Source organism: Bradyrhizobium sp. SZCCHNS2022 (assembly GCF_032377575.1).
In the GTDB taxonomy this organism is placed as follows: Bacteria; Pseudomonadota; Alphaproteobacteria; order Rhizobiales; family Xanthobacteraceae; genus Bradyrhizobium; species Bradyrhizobium aeschynomenes.
The window spans coordinates 4,580,521-4,607,188 of record NZ_JAUHHZ010000001.1 but is presented as its reverse complement, the minus strand read 5'-3'; the positions used below and the strand labels follow the sequence as shown (position 1 = coordinate 4,607,188).

Sequence of the window (26,668 nt, the reverse complement as noted above, 5' to 3'; positions counted from 1 at the left end):
ACGATCGGCTGACAGTCCGCTGAAGGATGGATGATGATCTGCCCGGCGTTGCTGCGCTGTCCGGGTGCGGGATGAAGAACGCGATGTCCCGCCGCTGCGATCGCGGATCAGCTTGTCGCGGCTCGATCGCGCAAGGCCTCAGAGCCGGCCGGGTGCCCAGCTCAGCGCGAGCGCCTGGCCCGCGGCGATCTGGCTGGTCGACATCTTCGAGGCGACGGCGTTGCGCAGGCGCAGATAGTAGCTGCGTTGTGCCGACCCGGCATGTCCGGCGGCAAGGTTCAACCATTTGTAGGCCAGCACCACGTCCTGCGGAACGCCGTGGCCCTTGTCGTACATCAGCCCGAGCATCGCCTGGCCAAAGGGATTGCCGGCCGCCGCGGCCTGGCAATAGAGATCGCTCGCGACCTCATAGGCCTGCGGCGTGCCGAAGCCGTTTTCGTACATGAAGCCGAGCATCGCCTGTGCCCGCGCATCGCCGCGCAGTGCGGGCGGGGTCAGCACGCGCACGGCGCGCACGAAATCGCCGCGTGCATAGGCGCTCCGCGCGGTGCTGATCGAATCGGCCCGGACGGGCGATGCCTCAGCGCCGAGCAACAGGCCTGCCGCCATGCAAATGATCGCGAGGCGCCGGATCATCCGATGGGGCACCTGGCGGGGATCAGCGGGTGGTGCGGACACGCAAATCATCCGTGATGCTCGCTCCGACCGATCCGCGGAGCTTGGAACGGAGTTCTTCGGCCACCTGATGCGCATCGCTACCGTCGCGAATGATCTGGGGCCGGATGAAGATGATGAGCTCGGTGCGCGTGCCCTTCTTGCCCTGGTGCGAGAACGCATCGCCGAGCACCGGGATCTCGTCGAAGCCCGGGATGCCATTGCGGTTGCCGTTCTGCTGCTCGCTGATCAGGCCGGCCAGCAGCACGGTCTGGCCGTTGGCGACCGAGATCGCGCTCTTCACCTTGCGCTGCGACACCGTCGGCGTGAGACTTGCCGTGCTCTGCGCGGCGACGTTGCTGATCTCCTGCTCGATCTCGAGCCGGACGTTGCCGTTGGCGGCGATCCGCGGCACGACGCGCAGGATGATGCCGGTGTTGCGATAGTCGATGGTGTTGACCACGGTGTTGCTCGACGATAGCACGGTGGCGCTTCCGGTCGAGACCGGCACGACGTCGCCGACCTGCAATGTGGCGCTCTGGTTGTTGATCACGACCAGCGACGGATTCGACAGCACCTTCACGCTGGTCACGGTGTGCAGCGCGTCGAGGATCATGTTGGGCGAAGCCTCGTTTCCGATCAGGAAATTGAACCCCGGCAAAGCCCGGTTGATCAACGCAGTCGTCGCGGCTGACGTGGTGGCGGTCGCAACTGATGTCGTCTGGGTATTGGTGATCGAGCCCTTGTCGGTTCCGAGGCCCAGCACCTTGCTCGAAAGATAGGACTGGACGCCGTAGGACAATTCGTTGGTCAGCGTCACCTCGGCGATGGTCGCCTCGATGCCGACCTGCAGCACCGGCTGGTCGAGCTGCTGCAGCGTATTGGAGATGATGCGGTAGTTCTCGCGGTCGGCGTAGATCAGCAGCGAGTTGTTCACGGTGTCCGGCGTGATCCGGATGTTCGGCATCAAGGACTGGCCACCGCTGCCGCCGGCGCGAGACTCCAAGCCGGTCGATGTTGGCGTGCTGCCGGATGATGCGCTGGACGATTGCATGCCGGACAGGCCGCCCGCGCCTTGGTTCCGGCTCGAAGCATTGGCGCCGGAGCTCGACGATCCCGTTGCATTGGTGTTGAAGGACAGCCGGTCGGCGACGGATGTCGTGGTGCCGTCCGACCCCGGCGCAGTCTGGCCGTCTGAGCTGTCGGTCGACGACGAGCCGGCGCCGCCGAACATGTCGGTCAGCACCTTGGCGAGTTGGCGCGCGTCGCCATAGCGAATGCGATAGACGTGGACGCTGGTGCGGCCGGAATCGGCTTGGTCGAGCCGGCGGATCCAGGTCGCCGCGCTCTGCAGCAGGGCCGGCTTGCGCGTCACCACCATGATCGCGTTCAGGCGGTTGACGACCTGCAGCTTGACGAGACTCTGGCTCAGACCGTTCTCGCCGGAGTCCATGATCTTCTCGAGCTCGGCCATCAGCGGCTCCGGGGCGGAGTTGCTGACCGGAAAGATGCCGACCGACTGGCCGCGCATCCAGTCGACGTCGAAGCTCATGACGGTTTCGATCGCGGAACGCCGCTCCGCCCCGGTGCCCTGGATCAGCAGCAGGTTTCGGGTGGTGTCGGCGCGCACGCTGCCGGCGCGGGTCGCGAAGCTGTCCATCAGCTTCAAGATCGTCTGCGCGCCGACATATTGCAGCGGCACGACGGAGACGCCGTAGCCGGGCTCGGCGCGGCCGGCCTCGCCGTCGACGCGTCCGCCGCCGACGGCGTCGCCGAGCGGGGTCAGCTTGTAGCTGCCGCCCTCGCGGACCAGCACGACGCCGGACAGCCGCAGCGCGCTCTCCAGCACGAACAGGATGTCCGACTTCGGCACCGGCCGTGCCGAGACCAGGCTGACATTGCCCTGCACGCGGGGATCGATCGCGTAGCCCGCGCCGAGAATGTCACCGATCACGACCTTCGCGACCACCGCGATCGGCGTGTTCTCGAAGTTGAGGTCGTACCCCTTGCCATCGGCCGCCGGGAGCGGCCTGGCCTCGGCAACCTCCTGGATCGTCGTCCCCTGATAAGTCCGTGCGCTCGCGCGCTCGACCTCGGGACGGCCCTGGATCGATGCGACCGGTGCATTGTCGCGCGGCAGGATGTCGATCGAGCGCACCTTGTCGATGACATCGACATCCGCCGGCGCGCTCGCCTGCGAGTTGAGGGTTGCCATGTTGCACGACGCCAGCAGCGCTGCCGTCGCAAGCAAAGAGGCATGACGGACAACCGCAGCGGACTGGCTTCGATTGCCGATACGAAACATGAACTTGCCGATCTACTCGTGTTGCCGGGTCGAACGAGGCGCGCGCCTCGGTTGGACCTGGCAGTCTGCATAGCGGCCCAATGTGACACTTATGTATATTCGCCCGACGCTGCCGGCCTTTGCGTGAGCTGTGTGTTGGAATTGTCGGCATCGACCGCATTCGTACAGCCGTCATGTTCGCGATCGATAACGTCGGCAGCCAGTTGCGGGGTGCCGAGACGATGCGTCGGCACGGGCGCCACCCGGATCACGCCATGAGCGGTACGCTGTCGACGCAATTCCATGCCTATCTGCGCGAGCGCCATCCTCAGGCGGCGGGCGAGGGCCGAGGTGCGGGCGAAGCGCAGATCGCGCTCTGGGAGCGGTTCGGCCTCACCGCTGAAATCTTCGCCGAGGAGGCCGCCAGCTTTACCGGGCTGGAGCGCGTTGCATTGCGCGAACTGATGGCTGCTCTGCCTGCGGTGAGCGAGTTCTCGGACCGCTTTCTGCGCGAAGTGCTCGGCTATCCCTACAAGGACTCCGACGGCGGTGCCGTGTTTGCGATGGCCGACCCGACCGATCAGGCGGTGCGCCGGGCCGCCGAGTTGGTGCTCGGCCCGCGGATTCTTTTCAAAGTCGCATCCCATGAGGATATCGCCGTGGTTCTCGACCAGCGGCTCGGCGATTCCGACGAAGCCGGGATCTCTCCGGCCCGGGAGCTGCTGGACGATGATATCGAGAGCCTGCGCGATCTCGCCAGCGGCGCGCCGGTCGTTCGCGCCGTGAATGATCTGATCGAGAAGGCTGTAGAGATGCGCGCCAGCGACATCCACATCGAGCCGTTCTCGACCGGGCTCGTGGTCCGGCTGCGTGTCGACGGGCTGCTGCGTCCAATCGTGGCGCCCGCGGGCGTGCTGCCGCAGGCGGTGATCTCGCGCATCAAGATCGTTGCCGGTCTCAACATTGCCGAGCGGCGCCTGCCGCAGGACGGCGCCGCGCGTATTCGCGCCGGCCGTGCCGAGATCGACGTCCGTGTCGCGGTCATGCCGACGCAGCACGGGGAATCGGCCGTGCTGCGCATCCTGCCAAAGGATCGCTCGCAGCTCGTCGCGAGCCGCCTCGGCCTCGCGACCCGCGACGACGCCGCGCTCCGGCGTCTGATCGCGCTGCCGCACGGCATGATCGTCATCACGGGGCCGACCGGCAGCGGCAAGACCACGACCCTGGCGACGATCCTGTCCATGCTCAACACGCCGGAGCGCAAGATCCTCACCGTCGAGGATCCGGTGGAATATGAAATCCCCGGCATCAACCAGTCGCAGATCAAGCCCGCGATCGGACTGACATTCGCGAGCGCGCTGCGCTCCTTCGTTCGTCAGGATCCCGACGTCATCATGGTCGGCGAGATCAGAGACAGCGAGACGGCGCATGTCGCCGTCCATGCCGCGCTGACGGGCCATCTCGTGCTCACGACGCTGCATACGGAAACCGCGGCGGCGGCGGTGCCGCGGCTGCTCGACCTCGGCGTCGAGGGTTTTCTGCTGCGCTCGACCTTGCGCGCGGTGATCGCGCAGCGGCTGGTGCGCCAGCTCTGCGACCATTGCAAGACGCCGAAGGCCCTTGATGAGGAGGCTTGTCGCGACGATCCGCGTTTCGGGCATCTGGGCCTCGTCCCCGGCGATGTCACCTGGCACCCGACCGGATGCGAGCGATGCGGCCAGAGCGGCTATCGCGGCCGGGTCGGCGTCTTCGAGCTGCTCGAGCTGACCGGCAGCCTGCGGGAGCTGATTGCCGACGGTGCCGACGGCCTCGCCATCGATCGGCTGGCGATCAAGGAAGGCATGACGACGATGCTCGACGACGGCGTCGCCAAGTGCCGAGCCGGCGTCACCTCGGCGTCCGAGCTGCTTCGTGTCCTCGTCGCGCGGTGAGGTGGATCGTGCCCAGCTACCGCTATCGCGCCTTGACACAATCTGGTGAAATCGTCGTCGGATCGCTCGTCGCGCCATCGCGCGGCGAGGTCGAACGGCGCATCTCGTATTTGCAGCTGCTGCCGATCGAGACCGTCGAGGAGAAGGAGCGGGCGGGAGCGGCGTCCGGGCTCTCGTTCGGCACGCCCTCGGCGTCCGAGGTCACCACGTTCACCCGCGACTTGGCCTTGCTGCTCAAGGCCGGTGCGCGGCTCGATGACGCGCTCGACCTGTTGTCCAACGATTCCGACATCGGCCGCCTCCGTCCCGTGGTGGCACGGCTGCGCGCGGCGATCCTGACCGGCGAAAGCTTCGCCGATGCGGCGGCCGCCCAGCCCCGGCTGTTCTCGCCGATGTATGTCGCGCTGATGCGCGTCGGCGAAGCATCGGGAACGCTCGATCACGTGCTGACTGCGCTGGCCGGTGAACGGGAGCGGTCGGAGGCGACGCGCCGCAAATTGACCGATGCGATGCAATATCCCGCCTTCGTCTTCCTCGCGGCGATCGGCGTGATGCTGTTCTTCCTCGTGGCCGTGCTGCCGAACTTCTCCGCAGTGCTGCGCGATTTCGGCGGTCGTGCCGACACCGCGCTCGGCTTCTTCATGACCGTGTCGGATCTGCTGCGCGCCAATGCAGCCGCGATCTCACTCGGCTGCGCGGCACTGATCGCGGCAGGCTGGTGGCTGTTGCGCCAGCCGGCGATTCGCGCCGGCCTGACCAACGCGCTCGCGCTGACGCCCGGCATCGGCAGCATCCTCATGTTCTATCGGACCAGCCTGTTCTGCCGGAACCTCGGCCTGCTGCTCGGCTGCGGCGTCAATCTGAGCGCAGGCTTGCGCATTCTCGTCGACGTGATGTCGATGACCTCGTCGCGCGCGCCGTGGTCCGCCGCAGCGGATCGCGTTCGTCACGGTGGCAAGCTGTCCCAGGCGCTCTCGGCAGAAAACGTGCTGCCGCCGATGGCGCTGCGCATGCTGCGGCTTGGCGAGGAGACCGGCCAGTTGCCGACGCTGTCGACCCGGATCGCCGAATTCTACGAAGCCAAGCTCCAGCGCGGCCTCGACCGTGTCGTAGGCATCGTCGGCCCGGCCGCCATTCTGCTCATCAGCGTGGTCGTCGGCGGGCTGATCGTCTCGATCATGACGGCGCTGCTTTCTGTGACGCAACTGGTCGGCTGATTGCTATCAAGGAGAACGACATGAGATCGAACACGCAGATCGAGCCGGCCACGAGAACCGCGCGCGAATACGAGCGCGGCTTCACCCTGGTCGAGATGCTGGTCGTGATCACGATCATCGGACTGATCATGGGGCTGATCGGCCCGCGCGTTCTGAACTATCTCAGCGAATCCAAGACCAAGGCGGCGCGGATTCAACTGCAGAGCTTCTCGGCGGCGCTCGACCTGTTCTATCTCGATGCTGGCCGCTACCCCTCGACCTCGGAAGGCCTCGCGGCGCTGGCACAACGCCCGGCCGGATTGAGCGCCTGGAACGGTCCCTACCTCAAGGGTGGAGCGGTGCCGAAAGATCCGTGGAATACCGACTACGTCTACCGCGCACCGGGCGACCACGGCCCGTACGACATTCTGTCGTATGGCGCCGATGGCCAGGAGGGCGGCAGCGGAACGGCCGCGGACGTCGTCCTGGGAACGCAAACGAGCCGCGCGCAGTGAGTGACGACGGCCAGCGCGGCTTTACGCTGCTCGAGATGGTCTGCGTACTCGCGATCGTCGCGCTGCTGGCGTCCGTCGCGCTGCCTTATCTGCCGCGGCAGACGTCGCGGCCGCGGCTGCAGGCCTATGCACTCCAGGCCGTGACACTGCTGAAGTCGGACCGGGCTGCATCGATGCGGACCGGTACGCGGGTCGACACTGCGATCGACACGACGCGACGCCTGATCCGCTCCGGCAGCGGCGCGGCTGCGCTGAAGCTGCCCGACGATGTCGCGTTCCTGGCGACGTTGCCGCGCAGCTGCCAGCATCGGCCGGTGCTTGCGACGATCAGCTTCTTCCCTGACGGCCTGTCCTGCGGAGGAGCGATCACGTTGTCGCGCGCCGATCTGAGCCTGGAGATCAGGGTCAACTGGCTGACGGGGAGGATCGACATTGTCTCGCGCGCGCTCGCCAATGGTTGAGATCCGCGACCACGGCGAAGCCGGCTTCACGCTGATCGAGGTGCTCGTGGCTCTCGCGGTCGTCAGCGTATCGATCATCGCCATCGGCGCGGTGGTGTCGCGCAACGCGGCCAGCGTTCGCAAGCTCGAACAGCACGTCACTCTCGTCACCGACATGCGGCTGGCGTTGGCAACGATGCTGGCGGATCGCAGCCGGCTGCAGCCGGGCAGCATCGACCGGCGTTCCGGCTCCGGGGCGGTGGCGCTGCTGGCCCGGCCGCTCGGCGGCGATTGGAATGAGCCGGCCGGACAGACCGGATGGATTCCGGAGGCAGTGACCTTGCGCATCAAGACTGGTTCGGGTGCGGTCGCCGACGTGCAGACGGTTCGCCTGGTGCGAGGAGCGCGGTGATGATCGCCCGATCCGATCAATCGCCGGAGCAGGGCTTCGCACTGATCGAGGCGCTCGGTGCGCTCGCGATTGCCGGGATCGTGTTATCGGCGCTGGCGGTGGTGACGTCGCAATGGCTGCCGGCCTGGAAGCGCGGCCTCGATCGCGTGCAGCGCGCCGAGATGGTCGCCGCTGCGCTGCGGCGGGTCGGTGATGATTTCGCTGCTGCGCAATTCGTATCGGCCAATCGCGAGCAGAAGGGACCGCTGTTCGTGGGCGGGGAGTTCACGGCGACGTTCGTTCGCGCCGAACTCGGACCCAATGCCGGGCATGGCCTCGACATCGTGCGCATCGGCGCGGATGGCGCGAGAAGCGAGCGCGCTCTGTTGCGATCTCGCGCCGCGTTCGAGCCCGTGTCGGTCGGACAACCCGTGGCCGATCAATTCCGGTTCGGTGATCCCGTGGTGCTGCTGTCTGCGCCGTTCCGGATGTCGTTCGCCTATGCTGACAAGACGATGGCATGGACGACGGAGTGGCGTGATGCGACCAGGCTGCCGTCGGCCGTGCGCATGACGGTCTACGACGACAATCGCGGCGGTGCTGCGGTTCTCGTCAGCGCGGTCCGTATCCAGGTCGATACGCCGGGCGGCGGCGTCGCGGATTCGGGAGCGGGCAGCACCGCGAGCCGGCCGCCGGCCGCGGGCGAGCCGCCTCAGTCGAACAAGAGCGAGCCGATCGACTGATGCCGGTTCGCTGCTTCACCAGAGGTTCTGCCGAAAGGTGCCGCGATCAGGATGGCTTCATCCTGATTGCGGCGCTGTGGATGCTTGCGGCGCTGGCGGCCCTCGTCGTGGTCGTCTCACAGCAACTGGGCAGCTCGGCGCGATTGCTGCGGCTTGAGGACGAAGCGATCGAGGCCGATGCGCTGGTCTCGGCGGCGATCGAATTGTCGGCCTACCGCCTGCTTCTGTCCAAGGAAGAGGAGCGACCGCGGCAGGGCGGCTTCCGTCTGGCGCTTGCAGGAAACGAGATCGCGGTCTCGTTCGTCAACGAAGCCGCGCGTATCGATCTCAACACCGCCTCGAAGGACATGCTCGAAAATCTCTTCGTCACGCTGGGCGCCGAGCGCGATCCTGCCAAGGATCATGCCGAGCGGGTGGTTGCCTGGCGCTCCAAGCCGTCCGATGCCGCGAAGGCGCAGGCGGAGGAAGCGCGCTATGCCGCGGCCGGCCTCAAGCGGGTGCCGCGCCTGGCGCCGTTCGCGCATGTCGGCGAGCTGTCGCTCGTCCTCGGCATTCCCGCATCGCTCGTCGATCGGGTCCTTCCGTTGGTGACCATCTTCAACGGCTCTCCCGGCATCGATCCGACGATCGCTGCACCGGAGGTCGTTGCTGCGCTGCCGGGAATGACGCCACTGATCCTGAAGGATTTCCTCAACGCGCGCGCGTCGCTGTCACAGGATGCCGATACGCTTGCCAGGACGTTGGGGCCAGCTGCGAAGGATGCCGCCAAGGGCAAGAGCAAGGCTTACCGGCTGCGCGTCGTCGTCGGTCCGGCAGGCGGGCTTCGTCACGCTGCGACGGCGGTGATCGTTCCCGGCGAAGGCGAGGAGCCATATCGGCTGCTGGCGCGGCAGGATGAAGGACCGCAACCGAGAGGGGCGCTTCAGGCGCGGAGGATGCCATGAAGCTCACCGAAACGATCGAGCGCGGACTGACCATGTGGACGGCAAGCGTCGCGACCGCGGTTGAAGCGGTGGCCGACCGGCAGCTCAGGCGTCCGCGGGTTCTGATCCGGCATGACCAGCCCGATCATGTCGTCTTGACGGTAGCGGCTGCGTCGCAGGCGAAACCGATGCTGGCACAAGCGAAGGTGAGGCTTTCGGACGAGGTAGCGCACCTTGCGCTTTCGCCCGACTGGCTGCGGACGCTGCGTGGCGCCGCGGTGGAGATTCATCTGGCCGCCGAGAACGTTCTGGTCCGCCCGCTCGATTTTCCCAAGCAGGCCGAACCGTTCCTGGAGGGCATGATCCGGACGCAGATCGGCAGATTGACGCCGTGGAATCTCGATCAGGTCCTCTATGGCTATAGCGTCCCACGCGCGGCCAATGACCGGATCGCGCTGACGCTCGCGGCGACGCCGCGCGCTCTGGTCCAGCCGTTGCTCGCCTTCGCCGATCATGTCGGCGCCGCCAAACTCGTCGTCACGGCCGATGTCGGCTCGGCCGACGGCGTCCCCATCCAGCTCTTCAAGACCTCGCTTCGCTCGCCGCTCGCCGGCGGCCGTGATCTCGGGCGCGTGCTCAAGCTCGGCTGGCTGTCGGTCGCAGCGACGACCGCGGTGCTGTTGGTCTCGACGACATTGGTCGGCGGATATCTGGATGGCGAGCTCGAGGACACGCAGGCGCAGGTCACGCGGCTGCGCGCCGCCCTGCGGCCCGCGATGGGAGCCATCGCGGCCGACGGGCTGCTCGCCAAACGTAAGCAAATCACCCCCGCGAGCGTGATCGTGCTCGATACGCTGTCGAAGATTCTCCCCGACGAGACGTATGTCGTCGAGATGCATATCGAGAACGATCGGCTGCAGATCTCCGGCTTGACCAGGGACGCGCCGGCGCTGATCCGGCTGATCGAGCAGTCGCCGCAGTTCAGCCGCGCCACCTTCTACGCGCCGACGACGCGGACCGCCGGCGAAGCGGGGGAGCGCTTCCATATCGAGGCGCGCATCAACGCCTATTTTGGAGACCGGGCATGAACTGGTCGACATCGCTGCGCCGGATCTTCGCGAGCTCGCCGGCCGCGTCTGCGGTTCTCTACGGCGTGACCATCATCGCGCTGCTCTGGCTCGGCGCCGCTGGCGTCGTCGATCTCATCGCCAAGCGCGGCCAACTCAACGACACCCATGCGCAGCTGGCGCAGTTTTCGGGACGAGAACGGCCCGGCGGCAACTCGGCCGCAGGCAGCGCGACGACTCCGGGCGGATCGGTGTTCGTCGAAGGGCGAACGGTCACCATCGCAGGAGCGGCGCTGGTGCAGCGTCTGACGGAAGCGATCAGCAAAGCCGGTGGTAGCGTGCTCTCGACCCAGGTCGAACTGCCCCAGCCACGCGGCAACGCCAACCTGATCAGCGTCGTCGCCAGTTGCGAGCTCGAGCAACCGGCGCTGCAGGAGCTGCTGTACGATCTCGAAGCCGGATTGCCGTTTCTCTTCGTCGATCAACTGCACGTGCAGCAACCGCTGGCAGCTGCCGCGGGCGGCGCGGGGCGGCTGACGGTGCTGGTCACCGTGTCGGGCCAATGGCAAGGAAGCATGTGATGCGATCGTTCGTCGGCTCGGGTCTCGTCACCATTGCCGCCATTAGCATGATCGCTGCCTCGCTCGGCCAAGCCCTCGCCGAGACGGCGGATGGTCTCGAGGCTGTGGCGGTCGTGCAGGCCGCACCCGGCTCCCCGCCGCCGGCCGCGTCTGTCGCTCCGGGCGCACAGGTCGTTGCGGGCCAGAGTGCCAATCCGCTATGGGATGTTCCGATCAGCGCTCTCTCGGCCACGCGCGACCGTCCGATCTTCTCGGCGTCGCGGCGGCCCCCTCCGGTCGCTGCGCCCGTGACGGTGATGCGGGCGCCGCCACCTCCGCCGCCGCCGCAAGAGCCGGAACGACCGAACCTCCAGCTCGTGGGCACGGTGATCGGCGACGAGGAGAGCTTCGGTATCTTCGTCGACGCGTCGTCGCAGGCCCCGCTCCGCTTGCGCGTCGGCGCCGCGCATGAGGGGTGGGTGCTGCAGTCGCTGTGGCCGCGCGAGGCGTTGCTGCAGAAGGCGGCGGAGACTGTGACCTTGCAGATGCCGCAGCTCGGAACGACCGCCAATGGCGACCTGCAGGCGGCACCGATGACCCCGCCGCCCAGTGGACGCGAGCGGATGGCGCGCCGCGCGCGGTGAGATGACCGGCTCGCGGCAGTCAGAAGGCCGCAGTCAATTCGCTCCCGGTGGCCTCCAAGGCGAGCACGGCAAGCAGGCCAAGGACGAGGAACGGGCCGAACGGCAGCGCCGTTTGACCCGTCGGACGTCGTCCCATGACGGCGAGAGCGAGAACCGCAGCGAGTGCGGCCATGGTGGCGACGAGCAGCAAGATCGGCAGACCCGGCAAGCCAGCCCAGAACGTTGCTGCCATGAGAAACTTGACGTCGCCGAGGCCCAGTCCCTGACGGCCACGGGCCATCGCATAGATGCGGCGCAGCAGCAGAAGTGCCACGCCGACAGCGACAGCCGCGATCGACGTCGACATCGCTTCGGACAGATCGGTGAGCGCCGCCAGTCTGGCGAAGCCGCTTATGGCCACCAGCGCATTCATTCCGTCCGGCAGCAGGCCGCTGCGCAGATCCGTCCAGATCAGGCCGGCGCAGGTCACGAGCAGCACAACGATCGTAACAATGTTGATGACGTCGGTCACGCAGCCCCGGAATTCGCGGTGTCGGATCGCCGGAGCATAGGCCGGCTCAGGATGCGAGCGATAGTCCTGCCATCATCAGGCCGATCGCGGCGACCCAGCCACCGACGGCTCGCACGGCGATCCCGCGCCAGCTCGACACCAGCTCGGTCTCGGGACGCCTGAAGGTAAGCGCCAGCGCCATCACGAGGGTGATGGTGACGTAGCCTGCGGCGGCAAGACCGGCCGCATAAAGCAGACGATCGCTCTGCGGCCCGAGTTCGCCGGCATTTGCGGCGCCGCGTATCACGCCGAGCAGGAATGCGATCGCGCTCAGCAGCGTCGCGGGTATGCGCAACGCCGTCGCCAGCAGCAATCCGAGAACCAGAATCGTCACGGCGTCGACGAGCGGAGACGCCGGGGCGACACCCGATCCGACGGCGAATGCCAGTCCCGCACACAGGCCGAGCGGAAACACCACGACCAGCCATCGTCCGCCAGCCGCGCCGAGCGAGCCCGCCAGCAAGCCGAGCGCAATCCAGACCACGACGTCCTGCATGGTGAGCAACGGATGCAGGGCGCCGGCGTAGAAGTCGCCGAGCCGCGCCGAGACGATGTGGGCGTCGGCGATCTGCGCCTGAGCCAGCAGCACCGCTGCGAGCAGCGCAGTCCGGCGCAACCTGCTCATGCCGCGACTCCAAGGTTTGCCACCAGGAAGTAGCCGCCGAGCGCGGCGATGGCTGCCCCGACGCCCTGGATGATGCGTTCGCCGCCGGGCCAGCGCGCGAGCGCGCCGATCGTGATGCCGCAGGCGTGAAGGAGCCCGGTGGCGACCACGAAGCCGCAGCCATAGGCCAGCGGATTTGCCGCCGTCGGGAGCTCGACGCCATGCGCGTGGCCATGAAAGATCGCGAAGATCGCGACGATGATCGCCGCAGTCCCGAACGGGACGCGGACGCGCAGCGCGACCGCAAGTCCGAGGACCAGTGCCGACAACGCGATGATGAGCTCCGGGACAGGCAATCCGACCTTGAGGATTCCCAGGACGGCACCGAACGCCATCACCAGCGGGAAGACGATCGGCAGGATCCAGATCGCCGCGCCGCCGAGCTGCGCGCCCCAGATGCCGACCGCAACCATCGCGACCAGATGATCCAGCCCGGTCAAGGGGTGCAGCAGCCCGCTGGCGAGTCCGCCGCCGACGCCCGTCTGCTCATGGGCAAAGCCCGGATTCGTGGTCAGCAGCGAGAGCAATGCCGCACCCAGCGCGGCGTGGAGGAGTTTACGCGCGGTCATGTTCGTCCCAGTCGTCATCATGCGGCCGCCAGAACCCGTGCCAGGCGGCCCAGGAACCAGAACATGGATACCGAGCCGATTGCATAGGCGGGCCACTCGGCGCCCCAGCGCGGCAGCGCCGCGCCGAGGCGGCGATGCGCCCAGATCAGCGCCAGCACCAGCAGCACGAACAGGATCTGTCCGATCTCGACGCCGACGTTGAAGAACAGCAGTGCCGCCGGCAGGATGCGCCGCTCCAGGCCGAGGCCTGCGAGCGCACTGGCGAAGCCGATGCCGTGGACCAGACCGAAGCTGAAGGCGACGGCCCACGGATAGCGGGCGGTCAACCCGGTCTCGCCGCGCTGCTGCTTGATGATCTCGACGCCGACGAACACGATGCTGAGCGCGATGCAGGCGTTGAGTGGCGCTTCGGCGACGCCGATCCATCCGAACGCCGTTGCGGCCAGCGAGGCGCTGTGGCCGATCGTGAACGCCGTGATCGTCTTGAGCAGGCGCCAGCCGCCCTGGACGATCCAGATCAGTCCAAGCACGAACAGCAGATGGTCGGCGCCGAGCAGGATGTGGTCGATGCCGAGATTGACGTATGTCTTGGCGAGCTCGAGCCAAGTGTCGAGCGTCGGCGCATCCGTGCCGAGCACGGTCACGACCGGGCTGGACGCCGAGATCGTATAGCTGCGCGTCTCTCCAGCGAGCGGGGTCACCCGGATGATGGCAGCCGACATGTCCTCGCCGAGATTGGCGATCGTCATCTGTCCGACGAGCCCCTTGTCGCCGCAATTGAGCTCCGGCAGGCGCAGGAAGCAATGCGGCGGCATCTTCAGATCGATGCGGTTGACGCCATCCTTCGGCAGCGTCGTCCAGCGTCCGATATACGCGCCGGGCCGCATCTCGCGAAACTCGAGCACGGCGATCGTCGCCTGATGCGCGGCCACCGGCCGCCCAGACAGCAGCGCGGCGAGCGCGAGCACGATCGCGATCAGGGCGCGCAGGCCGGTCACGGCTCGTACCTGATGGTGTAGTTGGCCTTGAGCCGGCTCACGGCCTCCCAGGCCCGCTTGCGGGTTTCTTCAGTGTGCCAGATCTTGGCCGCCTCGGCGCGGATGTCCTCGAGTTTCGCCGGCGCGCCCGGCGTCCGGGCGTCGAGGCGAACCACGTGCCAACCGTCCTTCGACTGCAGCAGGGTCCATTCCTGGAGGGGCGCCTTGAGCAGGCCGTCGCTGAAACCGTTGCCGAAGCCGGCGGCGAGGCTCGGCACGGGCCGGTCGAGAATCGCGCGCGTCTGGTCCCGCAGCTCCTCCGATTCGCGCTGCTCGCGAATGTCGTTCAGAAAGCTCCGCGCCGTCGCTTCGTCGCTGGGGGGCGTCATGAAGAAGCTGACACGCTCGGGCTCGTCGAACCGCGCGTGATTGTCGGCGAACCAGGCGCGCAACTGCTCATCGCTCGGCTGCGGCACGCGCACCTGATCGAAGATCAGATATTGCAGCTTGAACGCGACACGGTCGCGGATCATTTCGTCGCCGCGGTCGACGCCGAGCGTCTTGCCCTCGCGGTAGAGGATTTCGCTTGCGACCCAGGCGTCGACCATCTTCTGCAGCTCGGCCTCGTTCGGGGTGCGCTGTTTGTCCTCGTCGAACGTGTCGATGAAGGACTGGCGCAGCGCCTTGGTCACGGTGACGACCTTCTCGTCCTTCGCCGGCGGATGGATGAAGGCGTCGGCCGCGAAGATCAGTCCGCCGAGAACGAGAAAGTGCAGGAGCGGTTCTCTCAGGAGCCCGCGCAACGCCGTCACGGAAGATGATCGCGCTGCGGAGGAGTCGTTGCCATCTTGCTGATTGGAGCGTGCAGAGGCGCTCTCGAAGGTCTGCGCCGCATTCGACATGGCAGGGGCTGACATTAGTTCTTTACAACTTGCACCGCGCTTGCTGCGCGGCGCGTATATGCAACGGCATGCTTGCCGTTGTCACCGGGCAAACGTCGATGTCACAAAAATTTCGTAACTGCTGCGGCCCGACGTTCGTGGACGACGCGGGGCAAGAAATAAATCCTTCAACAAACTGTCTCCGAGTTTTGATTTGGTCGCCGCGCGAAGGACAGCGGCGCATCAGTCGCGTTGTCATCACCGTTTAGAACTCGATCGAATACTTCAGGGGCGACGAAATGGTTCCATCTGCCAAGAAAATCCTGCTGACAGCGGCCTCGGTGTCGTTGGCGCTGTCGCAGAACGCCGACGCAGGCGAGCGTTGGGGGGAAACGAGCAAGAACAATCCTTATGTCGCCGGCGACATGCACAACCACAACACCTGCACCGACGGTTCGGTCGCAGCCGGCTATGCGATCGACCGCTCAGTCGGCAAGGGCGCCGCGGCCGCAGGCGGCAACAACTTCGATCTCGACTGGTTTACGCTCGGCAACCACGGCGGTTCGGGCAATCGCGATTGCCGCTTCAGCGATGCGAGCGCCAATATCCCCGGCGACAACACGACGACCTATTGGAGCCAGACGCTCGGCAAGACCATCGACGGCATCACCATCACCAGCCTGAAGGGAACGCCGAACGGCACCGGCACCAGCGCCAAGATGTGGCGCTGGCAGTCGATCAAGGAAATCGAGTATCCGACCATCGTCAATCGTGCCGCGACCTACAACAAGGTGCTGGTCGAAGGCCTCGAGTGGATCCTGCCCGGCCACGAGCATGGCGACGTCGCTGTGATCGCCGGCCAGAACCCGCGTGGCTACGGCAATGCCGACAAGATGGCCGAGTTCGAATATCGCTTCGACCGCGCCGACACCGATGCGATCGGCCCGGTGGATGCCAGCAACAATCCGGTCTGGGCCGGCAAGGATAACGTCAACAATTCCGGCACGGCCGGTCACCAGAAGGCCGTCGCCGGCATCGCCTGGCTGCAGGCGAACCATCCGTTGCAATCCTACGCGGTGCCGACCCATACCGAGCGGCAGGGACCGTTCAACCCGAACGGATCGGCCGGCTACAACATCGAGCACTTCCGTGACTTCAACAATGCCGGCCCGACGGTCGCGTTCGGCATCGAAGCTCCGGGTCACATGGCCGAGGGCGGCGTGAACGGCGGCTCGGGATCCTATGGCTCGGGCGCGGTCGGCGGCGGCACCTACGGCATGCAGGGCGTCTACACCGCCAAGGTTGGCGGGCTGTGGGACGGTCTGCTCGGCGAAGGCCGCAACTTCTTCCTGTTCCAGAGCTCGGACTGGCACAGCCGCGGCGTCTATGGCGCGCGTGATCCCGGCACGACCGCGGACTTCATTCCCGGCGAGTACACCAAGCTCTACGTGCCGAACGAGCGGCGGTTCTCCCAGCAGTCCATCATCGACGGCATGCGCTCCGGCAACTCGTATTCGGTCAATGCCGACATCATCGGCTCCGACATGGAGTTTCGTGCGAAGGGTGAGTGGGACTACGACTGGAAAACTATGGGCGAGACGCTGGTCGTGCGCCCCGGCGAGAAGGTCACGCTCGAGATGGAGATGACCGTTCCGGCTTCCAACAACAGCCCGTACAGCTTCAACAACCCGCTGCTGCTGCCGGTCGGCATCAAGCAGCCGCTGAACAAGCCCTCGCTCGACCACGTCGATCTGATCACCGGTGACATCACCGGCCCGATCGAGCCGGGCGCCACGGGCTATGCGGTGGGCAACGCCTCCGGCGTCGCCGGAGCGGCCGTCGTCTACAATCCCTCGGCCAAGATCGCGAAGCAGATCCAGGCGACCAAGATGCAGAGCCGCAGGCTCCGCGATGGCTCGGTCCGGCTCAGCTTCAGGACCACCTTCATCGCGGGCAAGACTCCGTTCTACATCCGCGCTCGCGGCACCAACATCCCGCCGGCCACGCCGAACGTGTCCGACAGCGCCGGCAATCCGCTGCTCGACGCCAACAATGCCACCGTCAGCTGCACCGATGCGGCGTGCCCGTCGCATCTCGGCACCGTCGGCGGCGTGAAGAAGGTGACCAACGACGTGCAGGCCTGGTCGAACGTCTGGTTCTATGCGAACCCGATCTTCGTCCGTCCGTACGGTGCGCCCCAGCTGCTGGTCGAGAAGAACAAGGATCTGGCACGCAAGCTGGCGCACGATCATCACCACTGGCACGACTGGGATCATTGGGGCCATTGGGGCCACTGGGGTCGCTGGGCTTTCAACCGCGACTGATTGATCGGCATCGATCCGGCGGGCGATAGCGACCGCCGGATTTTGCTCAATCCGAGCGCCGGCTTGCGAGCCGGCGCTTTATCCTTGAGATCTGCCTCGCGCCGAGGGTCGTCCACGTGATGTCTCGTCTGTTCGCCGTGTTTTTCGCCATCCTTGCTCTCACGATCACCGTCGCGTCAGCTCACGAGGAGGAGCCGACGCAGGAAACCTGCGACGCCGCTGTTGCCGAGGCACGCGCACAGGCCGCCACCTTGCCCCTCGACGACGTGTCGCGCTATTTCGCCGAGCGTGACATTCAGCAGGCGCTGGTCGAGGCCGGCAATGGCGAGTTCGATGACTGCGTCGAAAAGGCCGAGCGGGCCGTGCTGGAGGTGCGCGACCGGCCCCACAGCCTGAAACCCGGCGAGCGGCTCAACATTCTTCGTGCCGACGAAATGCCGGCGCGCTGAAGGTACAAGCGCGGCGTTGCCAATTTCGTCATCCGGCTGTCATGCAAGTCGGCAAATTGTCGGTGCCGTTGCGGCGCGTGCAAGGCCTTGAGACATGGACCAGATCGAAGCTCTTTTTCCGATACCGCTGTTGCGTTCGCCCGGGCTGCTCAGCGCCGAGCTCAAGGACGCGGCGGTGGCAGCCATCCGCAATTCGAAGATCGAGAACAATCTGCGGTCCGGACAACTGTTTCACACCGAGGTCGCCGATCCCCGCGCCAACAATCTGTTTCAGACCATCGCCGAGCTCGCCGTACCCAAGCTGATCGATTTCGGCGAGCTGCTGTTCGGCGAGAAGCTGCGCTGGACGGTCAAGGAGATGTGGACGAACATGCTGGAGACCGGCGGCAATCAGACCCTGCATGCCCACGCCAACAGCTTCATCTCCGGCATCTTCTATCTGACGCCGTCTCACCCCGGCAGCCGCACCGTGTTCGTGCGCCCGCCCGGCGGCAGTGATTTCTCATTTCGTCATCATACCCGCAGCGCTGCGGTCGGGCCGTTCAACGCCGGCAAATACGTGCTGCCCGAGGCGGAGCCGGGCGACCTCGTGCTGTTTCCGAGCTATCTCTACCACGAAGTGCCGCGCAACCAGGGCGACCAGCGGATCACGATTGCCTTCAACGCGATCCCTGATCACCTGGATTGCTGGGGCTACCGCGTCAGCTTCTCGGCCTGAGCCGGCTCATCTGGCGAACTCGCGCGACAGCAGCTCGCGCGCGTCGTGCCGAGATGGAGCAGCCTCGTCGATGGCCAGAAGCAGCCGTTCCGCTGCCGGTCGATCGGACGCGAGCAGCGATCTCGCCATGCTCATCAGGGGCGCATAGGCCGGCTCGAACTCGGCGCTGGAGCGGATCGCGGCGAGGAGGCCTGGTGCGGCGGCTGCAATGAGCGCAGCCCCTCGCGGTTCGCCGTTCAGCGCCGCGCCGGCCAGGATGAAGCGGTTGCGGGCCTGCCAATAGGCTTCGAGTCGGTCGTCCCAGATGCGGCGGCGCGATGGATCCAGCAATTCGGCCGCATCGGTTCTCGCCTCGCCAATGACCGTCGACAGCAGCTGCCACGGCGGTGCAGACAGAGCTTCGACATTGCTCCGGGCGTCGAAGGTCACGAACGGAAAATCGTCGGTGTTGCGCGGCCCCGGCCCGGCAAGGCTCGTGAGCGACTTTGGGCCGGCGACATATTGGCCGAGAAGGTCGATCGGCTGGTCGAAGCCGAGCGACTGAATGATCGGACGAAGCTTCCCGTCCGAGAATCGTCCGGCGAGCAGCTCGGGATCCATCGGCCTCGGAGCGCGTGACCCGATCAGAGCCAGCATCGGCGTGCGCACGCTGTAATGGTTCAGCCACGCCGAGCCGTCGGGAAACACGGTCAGGAAGCTTCGGATGATGGCCCGCAGCGAAGGCGCATCGAGCTGATAGAGCGGCAGCCATTGGCAGAACAGGCCTTCGGTTGCGAGTCGCCGCCTGATGGCGGCGAAATGCTCAGCGGTGTAGAGCGCCCCGCTGCCGTCCAGCGCGGGATGGAACAGGTCGGCCACCACGACATCATAGCGTTCCTCATCCGCCGCGATGAAGCGTCGTGCATCCGCGATGGCGATCGGCGGTCTGTCCTGCTTGGACGCTGGGTGATCGAACCACGGCAGCAACGCGACCACCTCGGCGGAGAGTTCGACCGCACGGACGTCGAGGTCTGGCATCTGCGCGCCGCCCAGCACGGTTGCTCCGGTGCCGACACCGAGAAAAAGAGCATTGCGTGGCGCTGGATGCAGCAGCAGCGGCAGCATGGCCTGGCGGACATCGGATCGCACCGAGCTGGTGCCGCCCATCCGGAAGTGGCCGTTGACTTCGAGATAGCGCGCTCCCGAGGCATCGTCGACGACGCTCGCGGTGGCCATCGGCCCCTCGCGCACGGCGAGAAGCTTGCCTCCTGGCGGGACCTTGACGAGCAGGGGAGCGGGACGCCACAGCAGTGCAAGGCCAAGCAGAGCTGGCAGCGCGGCGAAGCGCAGCACGGTGTGATGCGGCCGCAACAGCACCAGGTATCCCATCGCAACGAGGACGAGTGCCTTCCAGCTGCCGAGAGCTGGAATCAGCAGCTGTGCCGCGACCAGCGGCGCAATCGCCGCGCCGAGGCTGTTGATGCCGATCGCCCAGCCGACAGATCCATGGATGTCGCGAACGTCCTGGATGAGCCGGCCGAACAGGGCGCCCATCGCCATCGACGGCAGCAGAAAGAGCGCCAGCGCCATGCCGAGCTCGCCGGCAACGCCGAGACTCGCTGCGCGATCCGCGAGCTCGCCAATGAAGGGCGTCTCCAGCGCGGTGACCAGGCAGATCAAGGCCGTGCTGCTGATCAGTCCCGCTCTGCCGAGCGCAATGCGAGGCCCGACGCGTTGCCAGAGGAGTCCACCCGCAGCAGTTCCCAGCAGATACGCCGCCAGCAGGCAGGCGAAACTATAGACGGTGTCCTGCATCATCTGCGCGGCCAGGCGCACCACCAGCACTTCGAATGAGATGCCGAGAAGACCGGTGGCGAACAAGCTCCCCGTCAGGCGGAGATCGGCAGCGGCGCGCGGGCGGTCGCCGCGCGGGCGGGCGTCGATCTGCACGGGGCTGCCGAGGCAAAGCGCTGCCAGCGCGCAGGCCGCGTTGACCGCAGCCAGACAGAGCAGCGTCGTCGAGAATCCAAATGACGGGATCAGCACGAAGGTGGACAGTAGCGTGCCGGCAACGGCGCCGGCCGTGTTTGCGCCATAGACGCCGGCACTGACCGGCCCACGGCCATGCGCTGCCGACATCATGCGCTCCAGGGCCGTCAACGTTCCGCCCATCGCAACGGTTGCGGGCAGCAGCACCAGCGTCGGAAGCAGAAAGCTCGCACTCCATAGCAGGACGGGCGACGGCGCCGTGCCCAATAGCGGCGCCAGCGTGCGCGCGATCGCCGGCAGCAGCCAGACCGCACAGATGCCCCAAAGGCCGATGACCGTTTCGAGAACGGCATAGATCCGGTGCGGATGGGCGGCACGTCGGATTCTGCCGTCGAGGACAAAGGCTCCGAGCGCAAGGCCCGCGAAGAAGCCGGCGATGGCGCCGAGCACGGCCATCATCTCCGTGCCCAGCGCGAGCGCGAGCTGGCGCGTCCAGACGATCTCGTAACCCAGGCCGGCGAAGCCCGAGGCGGCGATCAGCAGCGTCAGGGCTCGCAGCCGCGCCACGCTCGGGCCGGCGTCAGAAACCCGCGAAGTCTGCTTGTCCGCGATCATTTCAGCCCCGCGCGGGTCTGCTCGGCATAGGTCAGTCAAGGCTCGCTACCTGCGGTTCTGGGGATCGGTCGACGGCGCAGCTCGCTGTGCAGGTCCGGAGGCGAGCGCTCGGTCGTGCGGAGTTGTGCCAGGACCATGCCCGATGGGGACCGTCTCCTTCTGTTCGGGTTTCGTGACGCTGGTTTGACAGAGGCTGGTTTGGTCCGTAGCCCTCGACGATTGCCGGTGTCGCCGGTTGCGTCTCCCGGGCCTGTGAACTCGAACGAGAGGATTGCGCCGAGCGCGCGATCGGACGCGCGTCGGTGATGACCGTAGGGCTCTGCTGCGCCGTCATGGCAGCGCCTTGCTTCTCTTTGCAGCTGGTGAGGACGAACGCGGCGACGAGCGTGCAGGCAAGAACGAGGCGATTCATAGCTCTCTTCAGGACAAGGCCGGCGTGGCGCCGGCGAGGGGGACCAGCGTCCACAGTACGAGCGCTGTCAGCAGCGCCTGCACCGACAGCGTGCTGCTCGCGGCGAGCCCGGCCATGCCGGAGAACAGGCTGACATTGGCGAAGCCCGTGAGGTTGAACAGCCGGTAGGCATCGGCGGGGGTGAGCAGCAGCAGCGCGCCGAGCACGCCGCCGGAGATGTTGCGGCCTTGGTCGAGCACCAGAAGGCCGATCAGCGCCATGTCGTAGATCAGGACGAGCATCAGCCGCAGCCCGATGCTCGGCCCGGCGGCCGTGCCGCGGTCGCGGACGACGGCGCTGACGAGATAGCCGATCGCGACGAACGCCGCCCCGAGCAGAACCGAGGAGCCGATCATGGCGGCGCAGGCGATCTCACGTCTGGCATGGTTGCGCTCGCTCGGCTGAGCAGAGAAGGCCGGCCGTCGATCAGGCGGCGTCTGCGCCTCGCGTCGACGGCACATCGGCGACAAACCGCCCGAAGCGTAGCGCGAGCGTCGGCAGTACCAGCAGGTTCAGCGCCATCGAAGTCAGCAATCCGCCGAGGATGACGATGGCCATCGGGCCCTCGATCTCGCGGCCCGGCTCACCGGCGCCGAGCGCGAGCGGCAGCAGGCCGAGGCCGGTCACCAGCGAGGTCATCAGGATCGGCACCAGGCGATCGGCGGCGCCGGCGATCGCCGTCTCCAGCCCCCAGCTTCGTCCTTCCTTGATGACCAGATGCTCGTAATGCGAGATCATCAGGATCGAGTTGCGCAGCGCGATTCCGAACAGCGTGACGAAGCCGACCATCGATCCCAAGGACAGCACGCTTCCGGTCAATGCGACGGCGATGATGCCGCCGACGAAGGCGAAGGGCAGGTTGACCAGCACCAGCAGCAGGTTGCGCCAATGGCCGGTGACGAGGGACAGCAGCAACACGATGCCGATCGTCGCCAGCAGCGAATTCACCAGGAGGTCGCGCCGCGACTTGGCCTGCGCTTCGGCCGCGCCGGTGAACTCGACATGCGCGCCCGGCGGCAGCTTCACCTCCTTGGCGATCTTTCTCTTGGCCGCGGCGACGAAGGACTCCAGATCGCGCCCGGCGACGTTGGCCGTGACCGTCTGCACGCGCTGCCCGTTGCGGTGAAGCACGACGTAGCGCCCGGCCGTGCCGTAGACGTCGGCCACCTGCTTCAGCAGGATGTAGGCGCCGCTCGCCGTCCGGATCGGCATGTTGCCGATCTCGGTCGGGCGGGCGCTGGCGTCGGGATCGAGCTTGACGATGACGTTGAAGACGACATTGCCCTCATAGGCCTGGCCCACGACGTCACCCTGATAGGCGGTGCGGATCAGTTCGAGCACTTCCACCGCATCGAGGCCCCAGGACTGCAGGTCGGTCGGGCGCAGGGTCACGTTGACCTGCGGCATCCCCGGCGGCGACTGCTGCTGGATGTCGATCGCGCCCCAGACCTCGCCGAGCTCGCGCGCGATGTCGCTCGCCGCGCGCTCGAGATCATCGAGATCGGGACCGAACACGTTGACGACGACGGCGGCGTTGAAGCCGGACAGCGTCTCCTCGATGCGCTCCGTCAGATAGGTCTTGATCGACAGATTGATGCCGGCAAAGTTGGCGAGCGCTGTGCGAATGTGCTGCTCGGCGCGCTCCTGCTCGCTGCCGGACAGGCCGGGCTTCAGATCGACCTCGATCTCGCTGGAATGTGTGCCCGCGGTATCGACGCCTGCCTCGGCGCGACCGGCATGCTGGGCCACGCTGCGCACCTCGGGTACGTCGCGCAAGGCGTCTGCGATCAGCGTGCCGAGGCGCAGCGATTCATCGAGCGAAGTCCCGGGAAGCGTCGAGACATGAAGGATCAGGTGCCCCTCCCGCAGGTCCGGCAGGAAGGTGCCGCCGAAGAACGGCATCAGGCCGGCGCCTGCAGCTGTGATGAGCACGGCGACCGTTATGACCAGCTTTGGAAAGCGGCTGAGCCGACGTAGCAGGCGCTCGTAGTGGCGGCGCGACCAGCGTACCAGGGGCGGCTCGCCGGCCTCGCCGCGCCGCTTGCTGCCGGTCAGCAGCAGCATCGACAGCGCCGGCGTGACGGTCAACGCCACGACGAGCGAGGCCAGCACCGCCAGGATGTAGGCCGTGCCGAGAGGACCGAACAGCCGGCCGGCGATTCCGGGCAGCGCGAGAATCGGCACGAACACCAGCAGCACCGCGAAGGTCGCGTAGGCGACGGCGCTGCGCACTTCCATCATGGCATCATAGACGACGCGCGCCTCGTTGCGGGGGGCAGCCAGGCTCCCGTTCTCGCGTAGTCGGCGCGCGACATTCTCGACGCCGATCACGGCGTCGTCGACCACCTCGCCGATCGCGATCGCGAGGCCGCCGAGGGTCATCGTATCCAGGCTTTGCCCCATCCAGTTCAGCGCCAGCACGGCCGAGAACAGCGACAGCGGGATGGCCGTGCAACTGATCACCGAGGTTCGCCAGTCGTAGAGGAACAGGAACAGCACGACGATGACGAGGGCGCCGCCGACCAGGAGCGCCAACAGCACGTTCTGGATCGCGGAGTCGATGAAGGTCGCGGGACGGAACAGGTCGGCATGCAGCCTGATCTTCTCGCTCTCCAGCGCCGGCCGCAGCTCCTGCAGGGCGGCCTCGACGCGCGCCGCGACGTTGCGCGTGTTGGCGCCGTATTGCTGACTGATCATCATCATGATGCCGGGCTGGCCGTTGATCAGCGCGCCGCCGATCGGCGGTTCGGGTGCGTTCACGATCGTGGCGACGTCCCCGAGCACGACGCTCGCGCCACCCTGGTGCAGCAGCACGGTGCGGGCCAACTGCTCGGGCGTGAGCGATTGCCCCTGCGTCTGCAGGATCACGCGCTGATTGGCGGTATCGACGAAGCCTGCGCCGCGGACGCCTGTCGCCTTGCGCGCCGCCGCCACGACGTCGTTCATGCCGACGCCGAAGCGGACCAGATCGTCGGAGCGCACCTGCACCTGGAGTGAGCGGATATCCCGTCCGTAGGTCGTCACCTGCGCGACGCCCGTGACGGCAAGCAGGCGCCGCGCCACCGTCCAGTCGGCGACGGTGCGCAAATCCATCAGCGAGCGCTGCTCGGAGGTGAGGCCGATCGCCAGCACCGTGCCTGCCGCGGGCACCAGCGGGGTCATCGCGGGGGCTCGCACGCCCTGCGGCAATCCGCTGCTGATGACGGCGAGCCGCTCTGTCACCAGCTGCCGCGCCTGGTAGACGTCCGTGCCCGGCTGGAAGATGACGGAAACGACGGACAGGCCCTGGATCGACGATGAGCGCATGCTCTCGACGCCGGCGAGACCGTTGATCGAGGTTTCGATAGGCTGGGTGACCAGCACCTCGACTTGTTCCGGACTAAGGCCGGGCGCCTCGGTCTGGATCGACACCTGCGGCGGCGCGAATTCTGGAAAGACGGCATATTTGGCGCTGCCGAGCGCAAAGACGCCATGGCCGAGGATGGTGCAGGCAAGCGCCAGCATCATGCCGCGAAAGCGGATGGCGAACGAGATCAGCGCGGCCTGCGGCCCGGTCGCTGGCAAGCGAACGCCGTCAATCATCGTCGCCGCCGCCGCGCAGCTCGCTCTTGGCTTCCTCGGACAACAAGACCTGTGCGCCGCGGAGCACGATCTCGGAGCCCGGAGGAATGTCCTGCACGACGTAGTCGTCATCGGAGACCGGCTGGTCGGTGCGGATCGGATGCCGCTTGAAGGTCTCGGGGCCGGCGCGCAGATAGACCCAGGCACGGCCCTGCCACTGCACGATCGCGGTGTCCTCGACGAACACGCCGGCGTAGGACTTGCCTGAGGGGACGTATGCCGTCGTGTTCATGCCCGGCAGCAGCCCGCTGTCCCCGGCTGCGACGAAGTAGTAGCTCAGGCCCTGGATGCGCGGGTCGGTGCGCGGGGCCGGCGACAGATAGCGCAGATCGATGTTGGCCGTGCGGGTCGGCGCCTGCGCGAGTGCTGCGCGCGGCGGCCCGCCCAAGGTCACGCCCGGCGGCAGCGTGACCTGCACCAGCAGTTGCTCGCGTTCGATCAGCTGCACGACCTGCGGCGAGCGCTCGATGATCCCCTTCCCGATCACCGCGCCCCATTCCTGCCGCGCGGTCGCCATCAGCGTCTTCACCTGCGAGTCGGCGGCGGCAAGCGCGGCCTGCTCGGTGCGGAACGTGCCCTCGGCGGCTTCGGCATCCTTCTTCGGCATCGCCGCCGATTGCACGAGATCGCGGGCACGCTCGAAGGCCAGCTTAGCCACGTCCAGCTTTGCCTGTGCCGTCTGCAACTGGGCCTGGGCGTTGGCGTAGCTGTTGGTGAGCTCGGTCAGCCTGGCGACGTCCAGAACCGTGCCATAGGCGCGAAACTGCTCGGGGTGGGATTCCGCCGCGAGCACAGCCGTTTGCAGTCCGACCTGCTTTTGTTGCGTTGCGGAAAGCTTGATGGTGGCCGGCTCACGGCCCGCGGTTTCGGCCCACAGCGGCACGCTCCAGGCCCAACTGATCAGCGTGAACAGGATCGCACCGCATGCGGCGACAGCTCTCATCGGATGCCAAACCATGCCGTGCCGGCCCGTCGATCGGGGATCGTCTGGACGACGTTATTGTCGTTGCAACAACAGCTACTTCAGCTTTTGAGGTGTTTCAAGCAGCGCCGTCCGCGGGCAACGTGCCCGACTGTGCTGCCCGCGCGGCGAGGACGTGGTGGGGCGATCCTTTGCAGTCCGGCCGCATGCGCGGCACGTTCCGGGCAAGACATGGGCCGGAGCCTTGCCGCGGCGTGGAGATCGGGTGTCGAACGGGCGTCCGCATATTTCTTCTTGAGCGTTAGAAGTATTCTTAGACATGTTCTACCGTATTCGCGCGCGAGCGACGCCGGGCGCGCGCCTCGCCTCGGCGGCTCGACGAAAAGCCGAGGACTAGCCGTCCCTTACGCGCGCTTTTGATCATCGACTAATCCGGGACTTTTTCCCGATTCCCCTACGAGACTGAGAACCGTCACATTCATCTACCTGTCGGGTCATTGATGTGACCTACCTTCGCCATACGCCTCCGCAACGAGTCGGGTGTTCCATCGACGTTGCAGCGAGGAAAGCTTGTCCAGACTGATCCCACTCTCCGATCGCCCGGCGCGCCG

The 26,668-nt window shown here is 66.6% G+C and carries 23 protein-coding genes and 1 pseudogene; 13 read left to right on the top strand and 11 right to left on the bottom strand.

Going from position 1 to position 26,668, the window contains the following annotated elements:
* Window positions 1-138 precede the first annotated feature (138 nt).
* Complete coding sequence (locus tag QXZ94_RS20690) at window positions 139-687, bottom strand: tetratricopeptide repeat protein (protein ID WP_315721972.1); 549 nt, start codon at window positions 685-687, stop codon at window positions 139-141.
* On the bottom strand, window positions 659-2,959 hold the full coding sequence (gene gspD, locus QXZ94_RS20685) for a type II secretion system secretin GspD (RefSeq protein WP_315721971.1): 2,301 nt from the start codon (window positions 2,957-2,959) through the stop codon (window positions 659-661). The genes QXZ94_RS20690 and gspD overlap by 29 nt, the downstream gene beginning before the upstream one ends.
* Window positions 2,960-3,213: 254 nt before the next feature.
* Between gspD and QXZ94_RS20680 the strand changes: the two genes are divergently transcribed.
* The 10 genes from QXZ94_RS20680 to QXZ94_RS20635 are packed head-to-tail and all read left to right on the top strand — an operon-like array spanning window position 3,214 to window position 11,348.
* Window positions 3,214-4,869 (top strand): GspE/PulE family protein, encoded by a 1,656-nt coding sequence (locus QXZ94_RS20680; RefSeq protein ID WP_315721970.1) that lies wholly within the window; start codon window positions 3,214-3,216, stop codon window positions 4,867-4,869.
* A gap of 8 nt (window positions 4,870-4,877) precedes the next feature.
* Window positions 4,878-6,086, top strand: a complete 1,209-nt coding sequence (locus QXZ94_RS20675; protein ID WP_315721969.1) for a type II secretion system F family protein — start codon at window positions 4,878-4,880, stop codon at window positions 6,084-6,086.
* A gap of 20 nt (window positions 6,087-6,106) precedes the next feature.
* The gene (gspG, locus tag QXZ94_RS20670; RefSeq protein WP_315721967.1) at window positions 6,107-6,580 is read left to right on the top strand and encodes a type II secretion system major pseudopilin GspG; all 474 of its coding nucleotides are present in this window, start codon (window positions 6,107-6,109) and stop codon (window positions 6,578-6,580) included.
* Window positions 6,577-7,041, top strand: a complete 465-nt coding sequence (locus QXZ94_RS20665) for a prepilin-type N-terminal cleavage/methylation domain-containing protein (protein ID WP_315721966.1) — start codon at window positions 6,577-6,579, stop codon at window positions 7,039-7,041. The genes gspG and QXZ94_RS20665 overlap by 4 nt, the downstream gene beginning before the upstream one ends.
* Window positions 7,034-7,432: a prepilin-type N-terminal cleavage/methylation domain-containing protein gene (locus QXZ94_RS20660; RefSeq protein WP_315721965.1), complete on the top strand. Its 399-nt coding sequence runs from the start codon at window positions 7,034-7,036 to the stop codon at window positions 7,430-7,432. Before QXZ94_RS20665 ends, QXZ94_RS20660 begins: the two co-directional genes overlap by 8 nt.
* Window positions 7,432-8,154 (top strand): type II secretion system protein, encoded by a 723-nt coding sequence (locus QXZ94_RS20655; protein ID WP_315721964.1) that lies wholly within the window; start codon window positions 7,432-7,434, stop codon window positions 8,152-8,154. The genes QXZ94_RS20660 and QXZ94_RS20655 overlap by 1 nt, the downstream gene beginning before the upstream one ends.
* Window positions 8,154-9,098, top strand: coding sequence for a type II secretion system protein GspK (locus QXZ94_RS20650; RefSeq protein ID WP_315721963.1), 945 nt, complete (start codon window positions 8,154-8,156; stop codon window positions 9,096-9,098). Before QXZ94_RS20655 ends, QXZ94_RS20650 begins: the two co-directional genes overlap by 1 nt.
* The gene (locus QXZ94_RS20645) at window positions 9,095-10,165 is read left to right on the top strand and encodes a PilN domain-containing protein (protein ID WP_315721961.1); all 1,071 of its coding nucleotides are present in this window, start codon (window positions 9,095-9,097) and stop codon (window positions 10,163-10,165) included. Before QXZ94_RS20650 ends, QXZ94_RS20645 begins: the two co-directional genes overlap by 4 nt.
* Window positions 10,162-10,725 (top strand): type II secretion system protein GspM, encoded by a 564-nt coding sequence (gspM, locus tag QXZ94_RS20640; protein WP_315721960.1) that lies wholly within the window; start codon window positions 10,162-10,164, stop codon window positions 10,723-10,725. The genes QXZ94_RS20645 and gspM overlap by 4 nt, the downstream gene beginning before the upstream one ends.
* A complete protein-coding gene (locus QXZ94_RS20635; RefSeq protein ID WP_315721959.1) occupies window positions 10,725-11,348 on the top strand; it encodes a hypothetical protein in 624 nt (207 codons plus the stop codon). Before gspM ends, QXZ94_RS20635 begins: the two co-directional genes overlap by 1 nt.
* A gap of 19 nt (window positions 11,349-11,367) precedes the next feature.
* On the opposite strand, the gene QXZ94_RS20630 is transcribed toward QXZ94_RS20635, so the two are convergent.
* The 5 genes from QXZ94_RS20630 to QXZ94_RS20610 are packed head-to-tail and all read right to left on the bottom strand — an operon-like array spanning window position 11,368 to window position 15,010.
* Complete coding sequence (locus QXZ94_RS20630; protein WP_315721958.1) at window positions 11,368-11,859, bottom strand: prepilin peptidase; 492 nt, start codon at window positions 11,857-11,859, stop codon at window positions 11,368-11,370.
* A gap of 46 nt (window positions 11,860-11,905) precedes the next feature.
* Window positions 11,906-12,523 (bottom strand): HupE/UreJ family protein, encoded by a 618-nt coding sequence (locus QXZ94_RS20625; RefSeq protein ID WP_315721957.1) that lies wholly within the window; start codon window positions 12,521-12,523, stop codon window positions 11,906-11,908.
* Window positions 12,520-13,131: a HupE/UreJ family protein gene (locus QXZ94_RS20620; RefSeq protein ID WP_315721955.1), complete on the bottom strand. Its 612-nt coding sequence runs from the start codon at window positions 13,129-13,131 to the stop codon at window positions 12,520-12,522. Before QXZ94_RS20620 ends, QXZ94_RS20625 begins: the two co-directional genes overlap by 4 nt.
* A 17-nt stretch (window positions 13,132-13,148) precedes the next feature.
* Window positions 13,149-14,129 carry a HupE/UreJ family protein gene (locus tag QXZ94_RS20615; RefSeq protein ID WP_315721954.1) on the bottom strand — a complete coding sequence of 327 codons (981 nt, stop codon included), beginning with the start codon at window positions 14,127-14,129 and terminating at the stop codon, window positions 13,149-13,151.
* Complete coding sequence (locus QXZ94_RS20610; RefSeq protein WP_172113291.1) at window positions 14,126-15,010, bottom strand: peptidyl-prolyl cis-trans isomerase; 885 nt, start codon at window positions 15,008-15,010, stop codon at window positions 14,126-14,128. Before QXZ94_RS20610 ends, QXZ94_RS20615 begins: the two co-directional genes overlap by 4 nt.
* A 278-nt stretch (window positions 15,011-15,288) precedes the next feature.
* Here QXZ94_RS20610 and QXZ94_RS20605 point away from each other — a divergent pair, with 278 nt between their 5' ends.
* From QXZ94_RS20605 to QXZ94_RS20595, 3 genes are all read left to right on the top strand, one after another.
* On the top strand, window positions 15,289-17,313 hold the full coding sequence (locus QXZ94_RS20605; protein WP_315721953.1) for a hypothetical protein: 2,025 nt from the start codon (window positions 15,289-15,291) through the stop codon (window positions 17,311-17,313).
* A gap of 119 nt (window positions 17,314-17,432) precedes the next feature.
* Entirely contained in the window at window positions 17,433-17,762 is a 330-nt protein-coding gene (locus tag QXZ94_RS20600) for a hypothetical protein (RefSeq protein WP_315726409.1), read from the top strand.
* A 130-nt stretch (window positions 17,763-17,892) separates the two neighbouring features.
* Window positions 17,893-18,480: a 2OG-Fe(II) oxygenase family protein gene (locus tag QXZ94_RS20595; RefSeq protein ID WP_409998760.1), complete on the top strand. Its 588-nt coding sequence runs from the start codon at window positions 17,893-17,895 to the stop codon at window positions 18,478-18,480.
* A 6-nt stretch (window positions 18,481-18,486) separates the two neighbouring features.
* On the opposite strand, the gene QXZ94_RS20590 is transcribed toward QXZ94_RS20595, so the two are convergent.
* The 4 genes and pseudogenes from QXZ94_RS20590 to QXZ94_RS20575 all read right to left on the bottom strand — a co-directional run bounded on the left by QXZ94_RS20590 (window position 18,487) and on the right by QXZ94_RS20575 (window position 26,093).
* Window positions 18,487-21,063 carry a spermidine synthase gene (locus QXZ94_RS20590; RefSeq protein ID WP_315721951.1) on the bottom strand — a complete coding sequence of 859 codons (2,577 nt, stop codon included), beginning with the start codon at window positions 21,061-21,063 and terminating at the stop codon, window positions 18,487-18,489.
* A gap of 420 nt (window positions 21,064-21,483) precedes the next feature.
* Window positions 21,484-21,882 (bottom strand): annotated as a pseudogene (locus QXZ94_RS20585) (ABC transporter permease subunit); the annotation flags it as partial.
* A gap of 58 nt (window positions 21,883-21,940) precedes the next feature.
* Complete coding sequence (locus QXZ94_RS20580) at window positions 21,941-25,096, bottom strand: efflux RND transporter permease subunit (RefSeq protein ID WP_315721950.1); 3,156 nt, start codon at window positions 25,094-25,096, stop codon at window positions 21,941-21,943.
* Window positions 25,089-26,093, bottom strand: coding sequence for an efflux RND transporter periplasmic adaptor subunit (locus QXZ94_RS20575; protein ID WP_315721949.1), 1,005 nt, complete (start codon window positions 26,091-26,093; stop codon window positions 25,089-25,091). Before QXZ94_RS20575 ends, QXZ94_RS20580 begins: the two co-directional genes overlap by 8 nt.
* Window positions 26,094-26,668: the final 575 nt, after the last annotated feature.

Coding starts and splice junctions, on each gene's coding strand:
- QXZ94_RS20690 (WP_315721972.1), bottom strand. CDS start 687: ATGATTTGCGTGTCCGCACCACCCGCTGATCCCCGCCAGGTGCCCCAT.
- gspD (WP_315721971.1), bottom strand. CDS start 2,959: ATGTTTCGTATCGGCAATCGAAGCCAGTCCGCTGCGGTTGTCCGTCAT.
- QXZ94_RS20680 (WP_315721970.1), top strand. CDS start 3,214: ATGAGCGGTACGCTGTCGACGCAATTCCATGCCTATCTGCGCGAGCGC.
- gspG (WP_315721967.1), top strand. CDS start 6,107: ATGAGATCGAACACGCAGATCGAGCCGGCCACGAGAACCGCGCGCGAA.
- QXZ94_RS20660 (WP_315721965.1), top strand. CDS start 7,034: ATGGTTGAGATCCGCGACCACGGCGAAGCCGGCTTCACGCTGATCGAG.
- QXZ94_RS20655 (WP_315721964.1), top strand. CDS start 7,432: ATGATCGCCCGATCCGATCAATCGCCGGAGCAGGGCTTCGCACTGATC.
- QXZ94_RS20650 (WP_315721963.1), top strand. CDS start 8,154: ATGCCGGTTCGCTGCTTCACCAGAGGTTCTGCCGAAAGGTGCCGCGAT.
- QXZ94_RS20645 (WP_315721961.1), top strand. CDS start 9,095: ATGAAGCTCACCGAAACGATCGAGCGCGGACTGACCATGTGGACGGCA.
- gspM (WP_315721960.1), top strand. CDS start 10,162: ATGAACTGGTCGACATCGCTGCGCCGGATCTTCGCGAGCTCGCCGGCC.
- QXZ94_RS20635 (WP_315721959.1), top strand. CDS start 10,725: ATGCGATCGTTCGTCGGCTCGGGTCTCGTCACCATTGCCGCCATTAGC.
- QXZ94_RS20625 (WP_315721957.1), bottom strand. CDS start 12,523: ATGAGCAGGTTGCGCCGGACTGCGCTGCTCGCAGCGGTGCTGCTGGCT.
- QXZ94_RS20620 (WP_315721955.1), bottom strand. CDS start 13,131: ATGACCGCGCGTAAACTCCTCCACGCCGCGCTGGGTGCGGCATTGCTC.
- QXZ94_RS20610 (WP_172113291.1), bottom strand. CDS start 15,010: ATGTCGAATGCGGCGCAGACCTTCGAGAGCGCCTCTGCACGCTCCAAT.
- QXZ94_RS20605 (WP_315721953.1), top strand. CDS start 15,289: ATGGTTCCATCTGCCAAGAAAATCCTGCTGACAGCGGCCTCGGTGTCG.
- QXZ94_RS20600 (WP_315726409.1), top strand. CDS start 17,433: ATGTCTCGTCTGTTCGCCGTGTTTTTCGCCATCCTTGCTCTCACGATC.
- QXZ94_RS20590 (WP_315721951.1), bottom strand. CDS start 21,063: ATGATCGCGGACAAGCAGACTTCGCGGGTTTCTGACGCCGGCCCGAGC.
- QXZ94_RS20580 (WP_315721950.1), bottom strand. CDS start 25,096: ATGATTGACGGCGTTCGCTTGCCAGCGACCGGGCCGCAGGCCGCGCTG.
- QXZ94_RS20575 (WP_315721949.1), bottom strand. CDS start 26,093: ATGGTTTGGCATCCGATGAGAGCTGTCGCCGCATGCGGTGCGATCCTG.